18 protein-coding genes are annotated in these 16,757 nt (G+C 35.4%); 8 read left to right on the plus strand and 10 right to left on the minus strand.

The features are described 5' to 3' along the window. Positions 1-29 precede the first annotated feature (29 nt). The 4 genes from fabH to ACYFX0_RS08255 all read right to left on the minus strand — a co-directional run bounded on the left by fabH (position 30) and on the right by ACYFX0_RS08255 (position 3,061). A complete protein-coding gene (gene fabH, locus ACYFX0_RS08240) occupies positions 30-962 on the minus strand; it encodes a beta-ketoacyl-ACP synthase III (RefSeq protein WP_001100533.1) in 933 nt (310 codons plus the stop codon). A 231-nt stretch (positions 963-1,193) separates the two neighbouring features. Continuing rightward, positions 1,194-1,370, minus strand: a complete 177-nt coding sequence (locus tag ACYFX0_RS08245) for a ComZ family protein (RefSeq protein ID WP_001003335.1) — start codon at positions 1,368-1,370, stop codon at positions 1,194-1,196. 54 nt (positions 1,371-1,424) lie between these two features. Further along, positions 1,425-2,297, minus strand: a complete 873-nt coding sequence (locus ACYFX0_RS08250; protein ID WP_016097951.1) for an NAD-dependent epimerase/dehydratase family protein — start codon at positions 2,295-2,297, stop codon at positions 1,425-1,427. Between the two features lie 29 nt (positions 2,298-2,326). After that, positions 2,327-3,061: a lipase family protein gene (locus ACYFX0_RS08255; RefSeq protein WP_000028706.1), complete on the minus strand. Its 735-nt coding sequence runs from the start codon at positions 3,059-3,061 to the stop codon at positions 2,327-2,329. Positions 3,062-3,217: 156 nt separating this feature from the next. Here ACYFX0_RS08255 and ACYFX0_RS08260 point away from each other — a divergent pair, with 156 nt between their 5' ends. Then, entirely contained in the window at positions 3,218-3,400 is a 183-nt protein-coding gene (locus tag ACYFX0_RS08260; RefSeq protein WP_001211116.1) for a YjzD family protein, read from the plus strand. A 38-nt stretch (positions 3,401-3,438) separates the two neighbouring features. On the opposite strand, the gene clpB is transcribed toward ACYFX0_RS08260, so the two are convergent. Both clpB and ACYFX0_RS08270 read right to left on the minus strand, forming a co-directional pair. Further along, positions 3,439-6,039: an ATP-dependent chaperone ClpB gene (clpB, locus tag ACYFX0_RS08265; protein WP_460270235.1), complete on the minus strand. Its 2,601-nt coding sequence runs from the start codon at positions 6,037-6,039 to the stop codon at positions 3,439-3,441. A gap of 211 nt (positions 6,040-6,250) precedes the next feature. Further along, positions 6,251-6,430 (minus strand): YjzC family protein, encoded by a 180-nt coding sequence (locus ACYFX0_RS08270; RefSeq protein ID WP_000531422.1) that lies wholly within the window; start codon positions 6,428-6,430, stop codon positions 6,251-6,253. Positions 6,431-6,920: 490 nt separating this feature from the next. On the opposite strand from ACYFX0_RS08270, the gene ACYFX0_RS08275 reads away from it, so the two are divergent. The 3 genes from ACYFX0_RS08275 (at position 6,921) to ACYFX0_RS08285 (ending at position 8,174) form a co-directional block, all read left to right on the plus strand. Continuing rightward, positions 6,921-7,730: a Cof-type HAD-IIB family hydrolase gene (locus ACYFX0_RS08275; RefSeq protein WP_001041241.1), complete on the plus strand. Its 810-nt coding sequence runs from the start codon at positions 6,921-6,923 to the stop codon at positions 7,728-7,730. 105 nt (positions 7,731-7,835) lie between these two features. Next, complete coding sequence (locus tag ACYFX0_RS08280) at positions 7,836-7,976, plus strand: hypothetical protein (RefSeq protein ID WP_000516816.1); 141 nt, start codon at positions 7,836-7,838, stop codon at positions 7,974-7,976. After that, entirely contained in the window at positions 7,977-8,174 is a 198-nt protein-coding gene (locus ACYFX0_RS08285) for a DUF3813 domain-containing protein (RefSeq protein ID WP_000527408.1), read from the plus strand. 25 nt (positions 8,175-8,199) lie between these two features. On the opposite strand, the gene ACYFX0_RS08290 is transcribed toward ACYFX0_RS08285, so the two are convergent. Continuing rightward, a complete protein-coding gene (locus tag ACYFX0_RS08290; RefSeq protein ID WP_000364447.1) occupies positions 8,200-9,057 on the minus strand; it encodes a YitT family protein in 858 nt (285 codons plus the stop codon). A 100-nt stretch (positions 9,058-9,157) separates the two neighbouring features. Here ACYFX0_RS08290 and ACYFX0_RS08295 point away from each other — a divergent pair, with 100 nt between their 5' ends. Together ACYFX0_RS08295 and prsA are read left to right on the plus strand one after the other, a co-directional pair. Beyond that, positions 9,158-9,289, plus strand: coding sequence for a DUF3941 domain-containing protein (locus ACYFX0_RS08295; RefSeq protein ID WP_001120845.1), 132 nt, complete (start codon positions 9,158-9,160; stop codon positions 9,287-9,289). Between the two features lie 129 nt (positions 9,290-9,418). After that, positions 9,419-10,276 carry a peptidylprolyl isomerase PrsA gene (gene prsA, locus ACYFX0_RS08300; RefSeq protein ID WP_001214385.1) on the plus strand — a complete coding sequence of 286 codons (858 nt, stop codon included), beginning with the start codon at positions 9,419-9,421 and terminating at the stop codon, positions 10,274-10,276. A 54-nt stretch (positions 10,277-10,330) separates the two neighbouring features. Here prsA and ACYFX0_RS08305 read toward each other — a convergent pair whose 3' ends face one another. Continuing rightward, on the minus strand, positions 10,331-11,185 hold the full coding sequence (locus ACYFX0_RS08305; RefSeq protein ID WP_000281261.1) for a CvfB family protein: 855 nt from the start codon (positions 11,183-11,185) through the stop codon (positions 10,331-10,333). A gap of 230 nt (positions 11,186-11,415) precedes the next feature. Here ACYFX0_RS08305 and ACYFX0_RS08310 point away from each other — a divergent pair, with 230 nt between their 5' ends. Next, on the plus strand, positions 11,416-11,907 hold the full coding sequence (locus ACYFX0_RS08310; protein ID WP_001040146.1) for a YajQ family cyclic di-GMP-binding protein: 492 nt from the start codon (positions 11,416-11,418) through the stop codon (positions 11,905-11,907). Positions 11,908-12,757: 850 nt separating this feature from the next. On the opposite strand, the gene ACYFX0_RS08315 is transcribed toward ACYFX0_RS08310, so the two are convergent. After that, the gene (locus tag ACYFX0_RS08315; RefSeq protein WP_000397873.1) at positions 12,758-13,654 is read right to left on the minus strand and encodes a helix-turn-helix domain-containing protein; all 897 of its coding nucleotides are present in this window, start codon (positions 13,652-13,654) and stop codon (positions 12,758-12,760) included. Between the two features lie 297 nt (positions 13,655-13,951). After that, positions 13,952-15,307, minus strand: coding sequence for an alpha-amylase family glycosyl hydrolase (locus tag ACYFX0_RS08320; protein ID WP_016097947.1), 1,356 nt, complete (start codon positions 15,305-15,307; stop codon positions 13,952-13,954). Between the two features lie 158 nt (positions 15,308-15,465). Between ACYFX0_RS08320 and ACYFX0_RS08325 the strand changes: the two genes are divergently transcribed. Then, positions 15,466-16,698 (plus strand): ammonium transporter, encoded by a 1,233-nt coding sequence (locus tag ACYFX0_RS08325; RefSeq protein ID WP_016097946.1) that lies wholly within the window; start codon positions 15,466-15,468, stop codon positions 16,696-16,698. The last annotated feature ends 59 nt before the right edge of the window (positions 16,699-16,757 follow it).

Raw genomic sequence — 16,757 nt, forward strand, 5'->3', positions numbered from 1 at the left:
AAAATACACTCCTTTTTTTCTCTCAGTCCTTATTTACCCCAACGAAGAGCAACTGCTCCCCATGTTAATCCGCCGCCAAAACCAACAAGTATAATTAAATCACCATCTTGAATACGTCCATTTTGCAATTCCTCTACCATTGCAATTGGAATTGAAGAAGCTGATGTATTACCAAACTTTTCAATTGTCATACTCATTTTTTCTTGTGGTAAATTTAATCTCTCTCTTGCAGATTCCATAATACGAATGTTCGCTTGATGCGGTACTAAGAAATCCACATCCTCTTTCGTAAGACCAGCTTTATCCAGCACGCGAAGACAAGATTCACCAAGTTGACGAACGGCAAATTTAAACACTTCTCTGCCATTCATCATAACATACTCGTCTTGATAAAGATGCTTACCGCCACTTCCGTCTGCTCCTAATTCGAAAGATAGAACGCCTCTTCCTTCTGAAACAGCTCCCATTACGATAGCACCAGCTCCGTCTCCAAATAGTACCGCTGTATTTCGATCATTCCAGTCTACAATTTTAGATAGTTTATCACTACCAACTACTAATACATTTTTATAAGTTCCCGTTTGAATAAATTGCTGCGCTGTAATCATTCCGTACATAAAACCAGCACATGCTGCACCTACATCCATTGCAGCTGCATGTTTCGCTCCAATCGCTTCTTGAATGACACAAGCTACTGCTGGAAACGCACGATCTGGTGTTACTGTCGCCACCAAAATAAGATCGATATCTTCTCCGCTAACCCCTGCATCTTCAAGTGCTTTTTTAGCAGCCTCTACGGCCATATACGAAGTATCTATTGTATCATCGGCAATGCGTCTTTCGGCAATTCCCGTTCTCGTACGAATCCATTCATCGGATGTATCCATTATCTTCTCTAAATCGTGATTTGTGACTACTTTTTCCGGCACATATCTTCCGATCCCTAAAATGCCCACGTTCACATCGCAGCCCTCCGTTTTATATCAATTATTATGACTTGGTACTAATTTTAAAACATAAATGTATTTTTGTCTAGAATATATTTCAGCTAAAACATAAAGCTAGGCATTATTCACTTTATTGTTTATTAAAAGAAACAGAAACATACCTTCCCTGTTTCTTTTGAAATATAAAAAGGCTCGAACCGCTTCTCTCGACGGTTCGAGCCTCTTTCTCCTCAAAAAGAAAGGGTTTTATTGTTGATCTGCTTTCCCAAGCTCATATGCTTCGTTCATAACTTTCATCAATAACTCTAATACTGGTTGTGCTTTCTCCATATCAAGCGCAATTCCATTATCATCTAAAATGGCCTTTGCTTCTGGTAAATGCTTCATTGCGATTTGTAAAAACTGCATGCTTTTTTCGTTCATATTATACTCTTCCTCTCCATTAAAACTTTCACATACAATAGTGTAACACGCGTGCTACCCTTCGTATAACTCTTTATATTTTTTCATGTGTGCCAGTTGCTTATTTAAACCGTATTCTAACGGAGTATTTCTTTTTATCGAAATTACCTCGATAGCCTCATCTCTTACTTCGTTATTATTTTTATTTACTTTATCATCCGCGCGTAAAAGGTTCATACCTTTTTTCCATAATGACTTTTTACCACTAAGCAAATTGTATATACCGAGATGCTGCTCGTTCATTCCATTTTCCCATAAGTATTCACATACATCTTCCACGTACAGTAGATCACTTCCGTTTTCCTCACTCGCATAATAGCACTCTTTCTCATCCAGTTCTGATAAAATGAGCTGATGATACATCATAAAAGACGGTTGCCACGGTCCATATAATGTAGGAACTCGAAATACACTATATTGTAAATCCCCTTTTTTCAATCCTTCTTCTACTTTCAAAAATATGCGCTTATTTTCCGATTCATCTGTACTACCTACTTCAATAGAAGAAATTAAATTTAACTTCAATTTTTGTTCTTCACACATTCTTATAATTCGCTTTAAATATTGTAATATGACTCTTTCATTCCGAAATCCACATTGCTGATTTGGCTCATATAAGCAAAAGTAAACAGTATCGAATCTCTCTTCCTCTACTGATCTCCATCCATCTTCATCTCTTATCGAATAATACGTAAATAACGCATTTCGCCCAATTAACAATAACTTCTCTTCATTAATTTTGGTCATACTATTGAATTCATCAAAATCAAGACCATACACTTCTACTTCTTCTGCGATCATTTTATTCACAAGGTGATAACCTACAAACGTAAGTGCACCTATTATCAGCACGCGTTCCATACCACCAACCCTTTCTCCTTGAAACAAATAGCTCCTCATTTATGTATATGGGAGCTTCACAATTCTTCTTCATATTTTTTAAAGAAATCAGTCGTTTGCCTAACCATTTTATATTTCACATCTTGCAGATGGAACAAGACAGACGTATCGCATTGATTTAATTGCCTCATTTTCTCATATTTACGCAACTGTTGTTTTCTTCCTCTTTTTTCTTGTGTTGATACGAAAACTTTGACAGGTACACAAGATGGCAGAAGCGTAAATGATTTCTTATTTATTTTTAAATCTAACTCTTCTTCTTTGGCATCATACGCCAAACTTAATTCCTTCACTAATCTTTTGTAAAAAAACTTATGCTCTTTCTCAAATTCCACATATTCTGGTAAATCTAAACATGGATTCAACATAATGACAGAACGAATACATTCAGGGTATTTGTTCATCATTTCAAGTGCTACAAGCGCACCCATACCATCTGCCATTATGTGCATTTTCGCATTTAACGTCTCTTTTCTCAAAACAACATCATATAAACGTTTTGCTAGACGAACAGATTGGTCGTTTCCCCAGTGCCTTCCGTATAAATTAGAAGAAAAGACCGTGTAGCCTTCCTCAATAAGGCCATGTAAAAAATAAGATCTTCCCGCATGCTGTGTCCATAAACTTGTACCATTCTCAATAAAGTAGTTGTAATCACCGAGGAGCATAACCGAAAATCCATTTGGCTTCTCCGGTAAATAAATGACACATGGTTCTTTTTCTAAGTAAAAAAAACGTTCCGTAATACTCATTTTTCCCCCGCCTTATTTTCTAAACATATAAAACCACTCTTTTATAATGTATGAACGGAATGCAAATTTGCGTTGAAAAATCTACAAATATTTTTCTATATTCTTTTTTCAATTGTGTTACAATAAGGACAGATTGAACGAATAGAGGTGTAAAATATGCGTTTCATTTGGGCATTAATTTGGTCGTTCTTACTTGTACATATGATGAGCTATGTAATCGGCTCTATGACTGGCGGTACATACGACTTTAACCAAGCGTCTATTTTCTCAGTTGTTCTTGCTGTATTAGTACTAGCGATTTCAGCTGCAATTCCAAACGAGCCAGTAGAACAACACTAAAAAAAGAGTCCGGATTTTATCCGAACTCTTTTTTATTTTTATTTCACATGAACAACTAATTCGTTATTTTCTACATCGACAACTACGTGAATATTGTCAGTAATTGTTCCTGCAATTAATTCTCGCGCTAATTTCGTTTCCACTTGACGTTGTACGTATCGTTTTAATGGACGAGCTCCATACATCGGATCAAAGCCAGCTTCTACAACAAATTCTTTTGCTGCGTCTGTTAATTCTACTGTAATGTGACGGTCAGCTAAACGCCCTTGTAATTCTTTTACAATTTTATCAACAATACCTTTAATTTCATTCGTTGTAAGAGGTTTAAATAAAATAATTTCATCAACACGGTTTAAAAATTCAGAGCGGAAATGTCCTCTTAATTGCCCCATTACAAGGTCTCTTGATTCCTCTTTAATCGAGCCATCTTCTTCTAATCCATCTAGTAAATGAGCAGATCCAATATTTGAAGTCATAATAATAACTGTGTTTTTAAAGTCCACTGTACGTCCTTGCGAATCTGTAATGCGTCCATCATCTAACATTTGTAATAAAATGTTGAATACTTCTGGATGTGCTTTTTCAATTTCATCTAATAAAATAACGGAATATGGTTTACGTCTTACCGCTTCTGTTAATTGACCGCCTTCTTCATATCCTACATATCCAGGAGGTGCACCAATTAAGCGTGACACTGCGTGTTTCTCCATATACTCAGACATATCAATACGAATCATTTGCTCTTCACTATCAAATAAAGACTGCGCTAACGTTTTTGCAAGTTCTGTTTTACCAACACCCGTAGGGCCTAAGAAAATGAAGGAACCAATCGGGCGGTTCGGATCTTTAATACCAGCGCGAGCACGAAGAACCGCGTCTGATACTAAGCTTACTGCTTCCTCTTGTCCGATGACACGCTCTGATAAGATTTGCTCTAAGCGTAGTAATTTCTCGCGTTCACCTTCAACGAGTTTAGCAACAGGAATACCAGTCCAGCGTGAAACAATATCTGCAATTTCTTCTTCACTTACTTCCTCACGTAATAAACGATTTTCTTGTTTATTATGCGCGCCCATTTCTTCCGCTTCTTTTAACTCTTTTTCAATTGCTGGAATTTTCCCGTGACGAAGTTCGGCTGCTTTATTTAAATCGTAATTACCTTCTGCTTCTTCTAATTCACGGCGCAGACGTTCTAAATGTTCACGTAAGTCACGAACTTTGTGAATGTCTTCTTTTTCTTTCTCCCATTTCGCTCTCATACCACTTGCAACTTCTTTTAAATCTGATAGTTCACGTTGCAACGTTTTAAGACGTTCTTGGCTACCACGATCTGTTTCTTTTCCAAGAGCTGCTTCCTCAATTTCTAACTGCATAATACGACGCGTTACTTCATCTAATTCTGTCGGCATAGAATCGATTTCTGTACGAATTGTTGCACACGCTTCATCGACAAGATCAATTGCTTTATCTGGTAAGAAACGGTCCGAAATATATCGATCTGATAAAACTGATGCTGCTACAATCGCGCGGTCATGAATATTTACACCGTGATAAATTTCAAAACGCTCTTTTAAACCACGTAAAATGGAAATTGTATCTTCAACAGTTGGTTCTTCTGCTAATACTTGTTGGAAACGTCTTTCTAACGCCGGGTCTTTCTCAATATATTTACGATATTCATCTAATGTCGTCGCCCCAATACAGTGTAGTTCACCGCGAGCAAGCATCGGTTTTAACATATTCCCTGCATCCATCGCACCTTCTGTTTTACCGGCGCCAACGATTGTATGAAGTTCATCAATAAATAATAAAATACGCCCTTCACTCTTTTTAATTTCATTTAATACAGCTTGCAGACGCTCTTCGAACTCACCACGGAATTTCGCACCAGCTACGAGCGCACTCATATCTAACGCGAAGATCGTTCTATCTTTTAGCCCTTCAGGTACATCTTTTTTCACAATACGCTGCGCTAACCCTTCAACGATTGCTGTTTTACCAACACCTGGCTCACCAATTAAAACAGGGTTGTTTTTCGTTTTACGTGAAAGAATGCGAATGACACGTCGAATTTCACTATCCCGGCCAATAACAGGATCAATTTTCCCTGCTCTCACTTCTGCCACTAAATCACGGCCATATTTTTCTAACGCTTCATAAGTTGCTTCTGGATTTTGACTAGTCACTCTTTGATTCCCCCGAACTGTCATTAAAGACTGTAATAAGTTATCTTTCGTAATATGAAATCTTGTAAATAATTGATTGATATCGCCTTTTTCTTCAGAAAAAGCAAGCAATACATGTTCCACTGAAATGTAGTCATCTTGCAATTTCTCTGCTTCTTTTCCTGCTCTTACAAGTAGTTGTTGCAGAGCACCTGTTATATATAATTTGCCTACTTCTGCACCGCTTCCCGTTACAGAAGGTTTTTTCTTAATTAAACTTTCGGCGCCTTGCTTTAACGCTTCTATATCGACATTCATTTTTTGAAAAATACGCACTGCTAACCCATCTTGCTCTTCTAATAATGTAAACAAGAGATGAACAGTATCTACTTCTTGATGATGATGAGATACCGCTAAAGATTGGGCACTCATAATCGCCTCTTGTGTTTTTGTTGTCATTTGATTTAAGTCCATCTTTACAGCCCTCCAAATGTTTGACTTTCTTTGACCTTTGATTTAATTATACGCCAACTGACTTTTTTATACAATAAATTCGCCTATGCATTTTCAAACTTATTATTGGAAAAAGAAAAAAGGAGCATTCATTATGCTATTTAAAAAAGTACGATAAATGAAACTACATTATGTAACAACAAAAAAGCCGCAATAAAGATTGCGGCTTCTGTTACGGTTTTCTTTTATATGTCCACTGGCGGTTATGATTTGTGTTGTCTGGAAACTTTTCACCGGCAGTTAATTGTACCATTTGCGGATTTTTTACCATACTTCCCGTTTCACCAATTTCTACGTAAATGCCATCATTTGGCGCTTTTTGTCCAGAACGAAACCTGCGATTTTGTCCCATCTTCATTCTCCTTCCATGACGTCTTGCCTCATTAGTATATCCATTTTAAAAGAAAGGTTTTCTGTCATGTTTAGGAAACAAGTACTACATCTCATTCTTGTACATATACATGAATGACACAAGCTTAGGAAGGAATTCCTTTCCTATCTGTAGAAAAAAAGAAACCAACCTACTCTAGGCTAGTTTCAAAGGAGAGTCAAACATATACGAGAAGATTACATGTTCATTATATGCCTCATCATACGAGCAATGTAACCCTTTTCACATTTTGTACATAATGAAAGAAACATTATTTGAACTTTCTAAAAAGATGTTGACTTTTCTTAATTTCCAACGAGAAATAGTAGACACCGTAGTACTTCGCGACGTAAGATGGATATATAGTGAAATCTCCATCTATGGTGGTCTCACCCAGTCTAACCTCTTATTTCTGCATATTAAAAACGGAAATACAGATAGAAACAAAAAAATTATTATAAGAGGTGAAATTATGAACAAACAACATTTAATCGCATTAGACTTAGACGGCACTTTATTAACAGACAACAAAATAATTTCGACTCGAACGAAACATACAATTGCAAAAGCAAAGGAACAAGGACACGTTGTCGTTATTTCAACAGGACGTCCATTCCGCGCTAGTTATGATTACTATAAAGAACTAGGTCTGAATACACCTATCGTAAACTTTAACGGTGCGTACGTGCACCATCCTCTGGATTCAAACTGGGGTATACATCACTCTCCTCTTGAGCTAGCAACAGCGCAAGAAATTGTACGAGCTTGTTTTGATTTCGGCGTAAAAAATATATACGCTGAAGTTATGGATGATGTGTATGTTCGTGAAATTGATGAAGATAAAAAACACATTTTCGAATTCGGTTCTCCTAAGATTTTTACAGGAGACTTATTAAATATTTTAAATGACCATCCAACTTGCTTATTAATTGACGCACATGACGAGCATTCTACTGCAATTCGTCAACATTTAACTGATATGCATGCGGAAGTAATCGACCATAGAAAATGGGGTGCACCTTGGCCGATTATTGAAATTGTAAAAAGCGGATTAAATAAAGCGGTCGGATTACAAAAAATTTCTAGTCATTACAACATTCCACAAGAGCGAATTATTGCTTTCGGTGACGAAGATAATGATTTTGAAATGATTGAATTTGCTGGTCACGGCATCGCAATGGGAAATGCCATCCCTGAATTAAAATCACTCGCAAACCATACTACGTTAACGAACGAAGAAGATGGTATTGCTTTATATTTAGAAGAGGTTCTTGGGTTGTAATCTAAAAATTCCCTGCTTATAGTTTCCTGCCAAATGTCCATACTATAAGTAGACGCATAACACATAGCGTCGATTGTTTTCAGCTAAATAAAGGGGGTTTTTCGAATGGGTAAAAAGAACAAATCAAAACGTTTTATCCAACAAGGAGCCGATGCTGTTATGAAGCATGATGCAAGATTCCCGTACAGAGGTACATTAGCTGAGGCAGAAAAAGCAAGAAGTAACTCTTCTTTTGGAGGGGTTTAAATGGGGAACTTACTATTCCAACAAGCCAGAGATGCTGTTGAAAATGCCGTATCTTGTTCAAGCGGTACTGAGCAACAAGATCTCGTGTATAGAGCAAAAAATGCTTTGCAATCCGCTTACGCAAACTCTTCAACTGCTGAAAAAGTTCAGCTACGTGAAATGCAAGAGCAATTGCAAAACATTACGAATGTACATTAAAAACGAGGACCAGTTTTGGTCCTCTTTAATCTTTCCGAAACAATCCGAACACCCCAACTGTTTGCAGTATATTTGTAAATGCCCCTGGGTCCACTTGTTTAATAATCCTCTCTAATTCGTATAACTCGTAACGGGTAATAACCATCATTAGCATTTCTTTATTTTCATTCGTATAAGCACCTGTTGCTGGTATTGTTGTAATCCCTCTTACTAATCGCGAGTGAATCGCCTTTCGTACATCTGCCCCATTCTTCGTAACAATTAATGCTGTAATCTTTACATGACGAGTATGAATTGCATCAATAATTCGCGTTGACACATATAAAGTCACTAATGTATATAACGCTTTTTCCCATCCATATACATAGCCAGCAGCGATAATAATAATTGCATTAAAAAAGAAAAAGTATGTACCGACAGGCTTATCTTTTATTTTTGATAAAATCATGGCAATAATATCTAATCCGCCTGTAGAAGCACCCCACTTTAAAGCAATCCCTACCCCAATTGCCGAAATAATCCCGCCAAAAATCGCATTTAATATGATATCGTTCGAAACTGCTCTAACAGGGATGATTTCTAGAAACAAAGTCATAAATATAACACAAAGAAAACTAAAAAAAGTGAAGGCCTTTCCAACCTTTTTCCATGCTAAAATAACGACAGGAATATTAAATAAACTAAACAACACACCCGTAGATACGTGAATCGATAAAAAATCACCTAATATTTGTGATAATAATTGAGACAATCCAGCAAAGCCGCTCGCATACACTTTCGCTGGCGTTAAAAATAAATTCATCCCAATCGCGTTTAATAAACCTGCGATGATTACAACGATTAACTTCTTTATAAGTTCAGTATAATTCAACTTTAAATCCATTTCGAATCCACCTTTACCCTTCATAAATGCACCGCTATACATAGTCTTTACGAAAAAGGAAATGATAAACGTACAACGTTTAGAAATGGAGTTGATACATATGCCACATACGAGTGATAACGACAAAAAAGCACGCGATAATAATGCAAAACGCGCACAAAAAAATGAGCAAGAACAAAAAAATATAGAGCAAGGTAAACGTGCATACTCTAAAAAGACCGATCACCTTTGATTCCACCGTACATCAGCAATTATGTTGATGTACTTTTTTTACATTTCACAGGAAAAAACATTAAAAATTCACTTCATGTTCACTTCTATATTCTACAATAGCGATAACATATTCGGATGAGGTGTTGGCATGAGAGGGAAACAAATTTTCATTATTACTGCACTAATAAGTATATTGATGCTATCTGCTTGCGGACAAAAAAACGAATCAGCTACAGTCGCCACAGCAACAGACTCAACCGTTACGAAGGACGACTTCGAAAAACAGTTGAAAGATCGTTACGGAAAAGACATGCTATACGAAATGATGGCACAAGACGTCATCACCAAAAAATATAAAGTATCTGATGAAGAGGTAAATAAAGAAGTAGAAAAAGTAAAAAAACAATATGGAGATCAATTCAAAAAAGTATTAGAAAATAATGGTTTAAAAGATGAAGAGGATTTCAAAAATCAAATTAAGTTCAAACTTGCTATGAATGAAGCAATTAAGAAAAGCATTACAGAGAAAGACGTAAAAGACCACTATAAGCCAGAAATTAAAGCGAGTCACATTTTAGTAAGTGACGAAAATGAAGCGAAAGAAATAAAGAGTAAACTAGATGCTGGTGCTTCATTTGAAGAATTAGCAAAACAAGAATCACAAGATCTACTATCAAAAGATAAAGGTGGAGACCTTGGATACTTCAATTCAGGTACAATGGCTCCTGAATTTGAAACGGCTGCCTACAAACTAAATGTTGGACAAATTAGCAACCCCGTAAAATCATCAAACGGTTATCACGTTATTAAATTAACTGATAAAAAAGATTTAAAACCTTACGATGAAGTAAAAAAATCTATTCGCAAAAACTTAGAAGAAGAACGTATCGCTGACCCTATATTCAGCAAAAAATTGTTACAAGAGGAATTAAAAAAGGCAAATATTAAAATAAACGATAGTGATTTGAAAGATACATTTACTCTTGTTTCTCCACAAGGAAATTAAAAAAGCACAACCTTATTTTTTTAAAAATAAGGTTGTGCTTTTTAATCTTCTATCTTATTTCTTAAAGTAAGTCCAACCTTCTTCTTGGTAAACTTTTTCTTCTTTCATCAACTTACCAAGTGCGCGCTTAAATGCAGCTTTACTCATGTTAAAGCGTTCTTTAATATCTTCTGGATGGCTCTTATCCCAAAACGGCATTGCTCCGCCTCGTTCTTCCATATATGCATAAATTACTGCCGCATCGTCTTCCATTCCTTCTTCTTTACGAGGAAGAAGTGAAATGTTAATTGTACCATCATCTTTCACGTCAATAATACGGCCCGTTACACGCTCCCCGATGCGGACTTGTTCTTTTCTTTCTGTATGGTGTAAGAAAGCACGGAAATGCTCATCAGTTAGTACGAATGAACCAACTTGAAGAGAACGATATACACGTCCATTTACGTTTTTATTACGCATAGATGGCGTTGCATCTACGATAATTTCTTGCATATCACTGTCTCTTGCCGGAAGAGCAATTAAACGATCACGATTCGTTAATTTTAACGTACAATATAATTCGTCGCCTACTTCTGGCCATACCGGCATATAAATCGGGAACTCATCAGCTGGAATTAGTATATCTTTTGATACACCAATATCAACAAACACACCTAAACTAGGAATGACTTCTACAACCTTTACCCAGTTCCAATCATACGTTGTAATAATTGGCTCCTTCATTGTTGCTGAAATACGATTTTGGTGATCAAGGTATAAGAATACATCAATCGTATCGCCTTCTTCAATTTCTCCAGCTACTTCGTTTTTATGTAGGAAAATTTCTTCTTCTTCATTCCCAACCATATATCCAATTTCCGTTTCGCGTAAAACAGTTACCTGTTCAATCGATCCTATTTGCAAATACATATTTTTTAATTCCCTTCTATATATATAAAATTATCTTTTTTATCATTCCAAACAAAAGTTAATTATAACATGATTTTTCCTGTATTTGTCCAACTGCCCAAAATTCACTATAATAAAATGAGGTTACATGAATATAAATACGAAAACACTTAAGTCTAGACTCGTTTTCAGCTATACTTTAGTATGTACAGTACATAAAAAGATTAGAAATTTATTTGGAGGTGCTAACTATGGCAAAAGATAGTTCTTTTGACATCGTTTCGAAAGTAGAATTACCTGAAGTAACAAACGCAATTAATATCGCATTAAAGGAAATCCAAAACCGATATGACTTTAAAGGAAGTAAAAGTGATATTAAATTAGAAAAAGAAGTACTAGTTTTAACTTCTGATGACGAGTTCAAATTAGACCAAGTAAAAGATGTTTTAATTTCTAAACTTGTAAAACGTAACGTTCCAATTAAGAACTTAGATTACGGAAAAGTTGAAGCTGCAACTGGGAACACTGTTCGCCAACGCGCAACACTTCAACAAGGTATCGATAAAGATAACGCGAAAAAAATTAACAACATCATTAAAGAAATGAAGTTAAAAGTAAAAACACAAGTACAAGATGACCAAGTACGTGTTACGGCGAAAAGCCGCGATGACTTACAAGCAGTAATTGCAGCTGTTCGTAGCGCTGATTTACCAATCGACGTACAGTTCATTAACTACCGCTAAAAAGAAAACTCCTCTTAATTAGAGGAGTTTTCTTTTTAGTTTTGTAGAGACAATATTACAAGAACAAGCCATAGAAAAAAGGCATCTGCGGTGAAAATTGCTAAGTGAACAGAGTCTAACTATACGAATACTTCACAAGTGAATGCATGATTAAACTAGGCCTTATTGTAGAATTTGTTTCATACATGCATTTAGCAGACCTTATTGAAAATAAAAAAAAGACAATTTAAGACGTTTCCCCTTCGATTTGAATTACTTTTCTTAGTAATTACATCCTAGGCCAAAGTCATCTTAAAAATCGCTGTAACTTATAATTCCTCTTCCCGCCAAAACGTAACAATTTATGAGTATAAGAATATTTCCCAACCTTTAATATAATGTAAAATTAATAAGGAACTTAAAAAATGTTAATTAAAAAAGAGTTAGAAGTGGTTATATGAAGAAATTAATATTATGGTTTTTATTGGCCACATTCTCCCTAAATACTGTAGGATGTTCTAATAATACGAATACACTAACGGATAAGTCTAACTGTATCAACAAAGCTTGGTACAAAAAAACTATGTCATGTAATCATTTAAAAAACATTAAATAGTTAATGATAAAAGTCATAAGAAAAGACACATCAAAGTGCCTTCCTCCGACTTGAACCATCTTAATTTTAATCATATTTGGATGGAGTTAAAAAGAAGCATAAATTGTTAATAAAGATGCAGACTTCAAAATAAAAAAGTACGTTAAGGACACTCTTATATTAAACACTAATATTTTAGAAGCAAGTTTATAAGTATAAAACCTACAGGGATTTCCCCTGTAGGTTTTATTATATTTCAAGTGATTTCCAAATGAATTATGAGTGGCTTTTTTCAGTTTGATTTTCAAAATATTTTTCTTTAACCATTTTTATCAGAGTTTCTTTTTCTGTTAGTTCAAATATAAATAATGCTTTTTTCATGTTATTTGCAATATCTTCTTCATTCTGTTGTTTAAATCTTAATAAATTCCATCCTTTTAAATAGTAGAGTTCACCTAATAAGTATAAAGTATTTAGATTAATAGCTAATTTGATGCCCTTATCAATGTATTTTACCGCTTCTTCATATTGATAGGTCATACCTAAACATTTCGCTAAATTAAAAATGATTTTTAATTTAATCGCTTTATCTCTCGGAAAATCTAACTTATTAAAATTAGTTAAACATCTTCCTAATATAGTAATACTTTTATCATATTCTTTATTTTCCGCATAAAATATAGACATTGTCTGCATAATATCTATTTCTCTTTCTGATAAAAAATCAACATTGGTTAAAGTTAGTTTTAATGCATTATTTAAAAGTTTTAATGCAGTTTTTATGGATCTGTTCACCTCAAATACAGCAATTGCTTCATGCCATAGGAGAAATTGTTTATCTTCTTTTGCTTGGAAATTTTTTTCATCTTTCTCTTTTTTCACTATTTCATAAAGTTCTTTATATTGTTTTTGCTTTAAGCAATCTTTTATTACGTATTTTACATTTTCTACATATTTAAATTTTTTGTTTTGAGTTAATGCAAATATATTATTCGGGTCAATACCAAGTCTTTCTGATAATTGATATAACAATATACTAGATGGATAAATCATACCTTTTTCTATTTTGCTAATTTGACTTTGCGAACATATTCCATGACATAATTCGGATTGTGATATATTTTTTTTAATTCTAAGCTCTTTAATGGTAATACCCAAATCGTAAAATTCCATTTTCCCACCTACTATTTAGCACTATATTAGTATAAGAGTATTCTCTAATTTTTAATGTAATATAAAATTAATATAGTTGCAATTATCGTTCGTTCCAAAGATCTTTCTCTATCCGTATTGACACAAAAACAGGCTAGGAAGAAGACTTTCTCCCTAACCTGGAACCCCCTCTCATTAGAGAAGTTTTCATTTTCGTATCGTTTCTCTTAAGAAATTTCATATCAACAGAATAAACACTATTGCCCCACCGAACAAACAAATACAATAAGAAGACATGAACATAGAACGAGCAACTTCTCATCTACGTTTCCTTTTAACTGCAATTAAAAACGCAATAAATAATACATTCACACCAACGATTAAGGAGATAAATAACCAATTCACACCTGTTTCTCCGTTAACTTTATATACGTTTGATTCTTCACGCTTTAAAACGAGATAAAATCCCCCATTTTCCTCTCTTATAATTTCATCCTCTAACAATCCTCTTAACTCTTGTTTTTCACCAATCGTACTTGCAGGTAAGGAGACTTTTTGTGTTTCTTTCGTATTATTAATTGCTACTAAAGTTACTTCATTTTTATATTTTCGTTTTAGTATGCTCATCCCGCTCTTATCATACAATAGCTCAAACGTACCGCGTCGTAAAGACGGTCTCGCCTGTCTAAGTTCACCTAGTTTTGTTATGTGCTGCATAAATTTTTCGTCTGACTTAAAATCCATTAATCGTCTATTATCGGGTACACTTCCTCCATCTAATGCAATTTCAGTTCCGTAATAAAAATTCGGAATTCCAGGTGATGTTAACAGATATGTAAGCGCCAGTTTTAAACGTGATGGCGGATAATACATATTTTCTTTTGCAATACGCGCATATCTTTTTGTTTCTTGATCATCTAAGAACGTAACAAATTCTCCTTCTTTTTTACTCACATCGTATAACGATTTCACCGATACATCCGCTTTGGAAAACGATTCTACTATTTTTTCGTTGTATTCGCTATCCTCCTTTGTCATAATACGAAAATCTTTCTTTATCACTTGCATATCTTTTTGCGCGTTATCCCAAAAGGAACGCGGCTTTTTTTCACTATGTATAACATAACTTCCGTCTAAATCAACTTCTTTTATCCACCATTTCATTGCGTCAATTACCTGTTGTTCATTTTCTCCAAGCGGAAATTGAAATACAACTTTCATTCCTTTTGCCTGAGCTTCTTTTACAAGTTCTTTCACATCATTTTCTGTCCCGAAATGTTCATTTACCTTTTTAAAATTTCGCACGTCTAATCCATCGTACTTTCCACTTTCAAAAAGTGGCGAAAGCATAACGGTAGTAAAACCCATTTCTTTTATGTAATCCAACCTTTTTATAATTCCTCTTATATCCCCGCCTTGATACCCTTCTAAATTACCAACTTCTAACTGTTTGTCATTTTTCGGTTCTCCATTATTGAAGCGATCAATCATAATGGAGTATATAACCTCATCTCGCCACTCTCTTTTTTCGTCTGCAAAAGTATGTATTGGTACAAACAAAACAACAGCTAAGCAAAAACAAATAAATAGTTTCCTAGTCCATATTTTTCCCACACGCATCCCCCAATTTTTTAATTGTAAGAATATTATACCAATTATCCAAGTGAAACGCATATGCCGATTTCAATCCTCACAAAATAATCTATGTTAGATTTTATGACATCACGTATGTAATTTTCTGAATTTTTAGTTGATTTTTAGTTTTATTTCGAATATGATATGAAACATAACAAATAGATGTTATTTTTTCTAACATTCCAGGAGGAGAGATCATGAATATGGGAGATACGGTTTTTATGTTTGTGACGACAGTAATGGTCATGTTGATGACACCAGGATTGGCACTTTTTTATGGAGGTATGGTTCGTAGCAAAAACGTACTCAGTACAACGATGCATAGTTATAGTGCAATGGCTATCGTTTCGATTCAATGGATTGTTATCGGCTATTCTTTATCATTCGGGCCAGATTGGCACGGACTTATCGGTACACTTGATTGGTTCGGTCTAAACGGAGTTACCTACGCACCAAATCCAGACTACTCATCTACTATTCCTCACAATTTATTTATGATGTTTCAACTCATGTTCGCCATTTTAACTCCAGCTTTAATTTCAGGTGCATTCGCTGAAAGAATGCGATTTTCTGCCTTTCTTATTTTTATCCTTCTATGGACAACAATCGTTTACAATCCTGTCGCTCATTGGGTATGGGGCCTCGGTGGGTGGCTAAGGGAACTTGGTGCACTAGACTTCGCTGGCGGAAATGTCGTTCACATCACTTCCGGAGTTGCCGGTCTTGTATTAGCTATTTTCCTTGGAAAACGAAAAAACATAAATGGTTCTTCTCCTCACCATTTGCCATTTACAATGTTAGGCGCAGGCTTATTATGGTTTGGCTGGTTCGGTTTTAACGTTGGCAGCGCATTATCCTTAAACGACGTAGCTTTAACTGCATTTACTAATACAAATATAGCCGCTGCTGCCTCCGCTCTAACTTGGATGCTTTCTGAATGGTTCTTCCAATCAAAACCGACCGCGATGGGAGCTGCTTGCGGAGTTGTTTCTGGTCTAGTAGCTATTACACCAGCCTGCGGGTTCGTTACACCTTTCTCCGCCCTTCTTATCGGAGCAATTGGTGGTATAATATGCTTCGGCGCCGTTTTCTTCCTAAAAACAAAATTCGGGTATGACGATACACTTGATGCCTTTGGATGCCACGGCATCGGAGGAACTTGGGGCGGTATTGCAACAGGACTATTTGCAACTACTGCCGTAAACGGGGATGGCGCAAACGGATTATTTTACGGAAATGCCGCGTTACTGTTTAAACAACTTATAGCGATTGGCGCAACATATGCATTCACGATCATCATGACGTATGCCATTATTAAAGCGATCAACTTCTTCCTCCCCGTTCGCGTCGATGAACATGAAGAACACATGGGTCTTGATATTTCAATGCATGGCGAGAAGGCTTATGAACATGCAGAGCGAGTAAACTAAAAAAGAGATGCAATCTATTGATAGTAGATTGCATCTCTTTTTTGCGTACTAGGCAACAT

The organism is Bacillus sp. NEAU-Y102 (assembly GCF_054788175.1).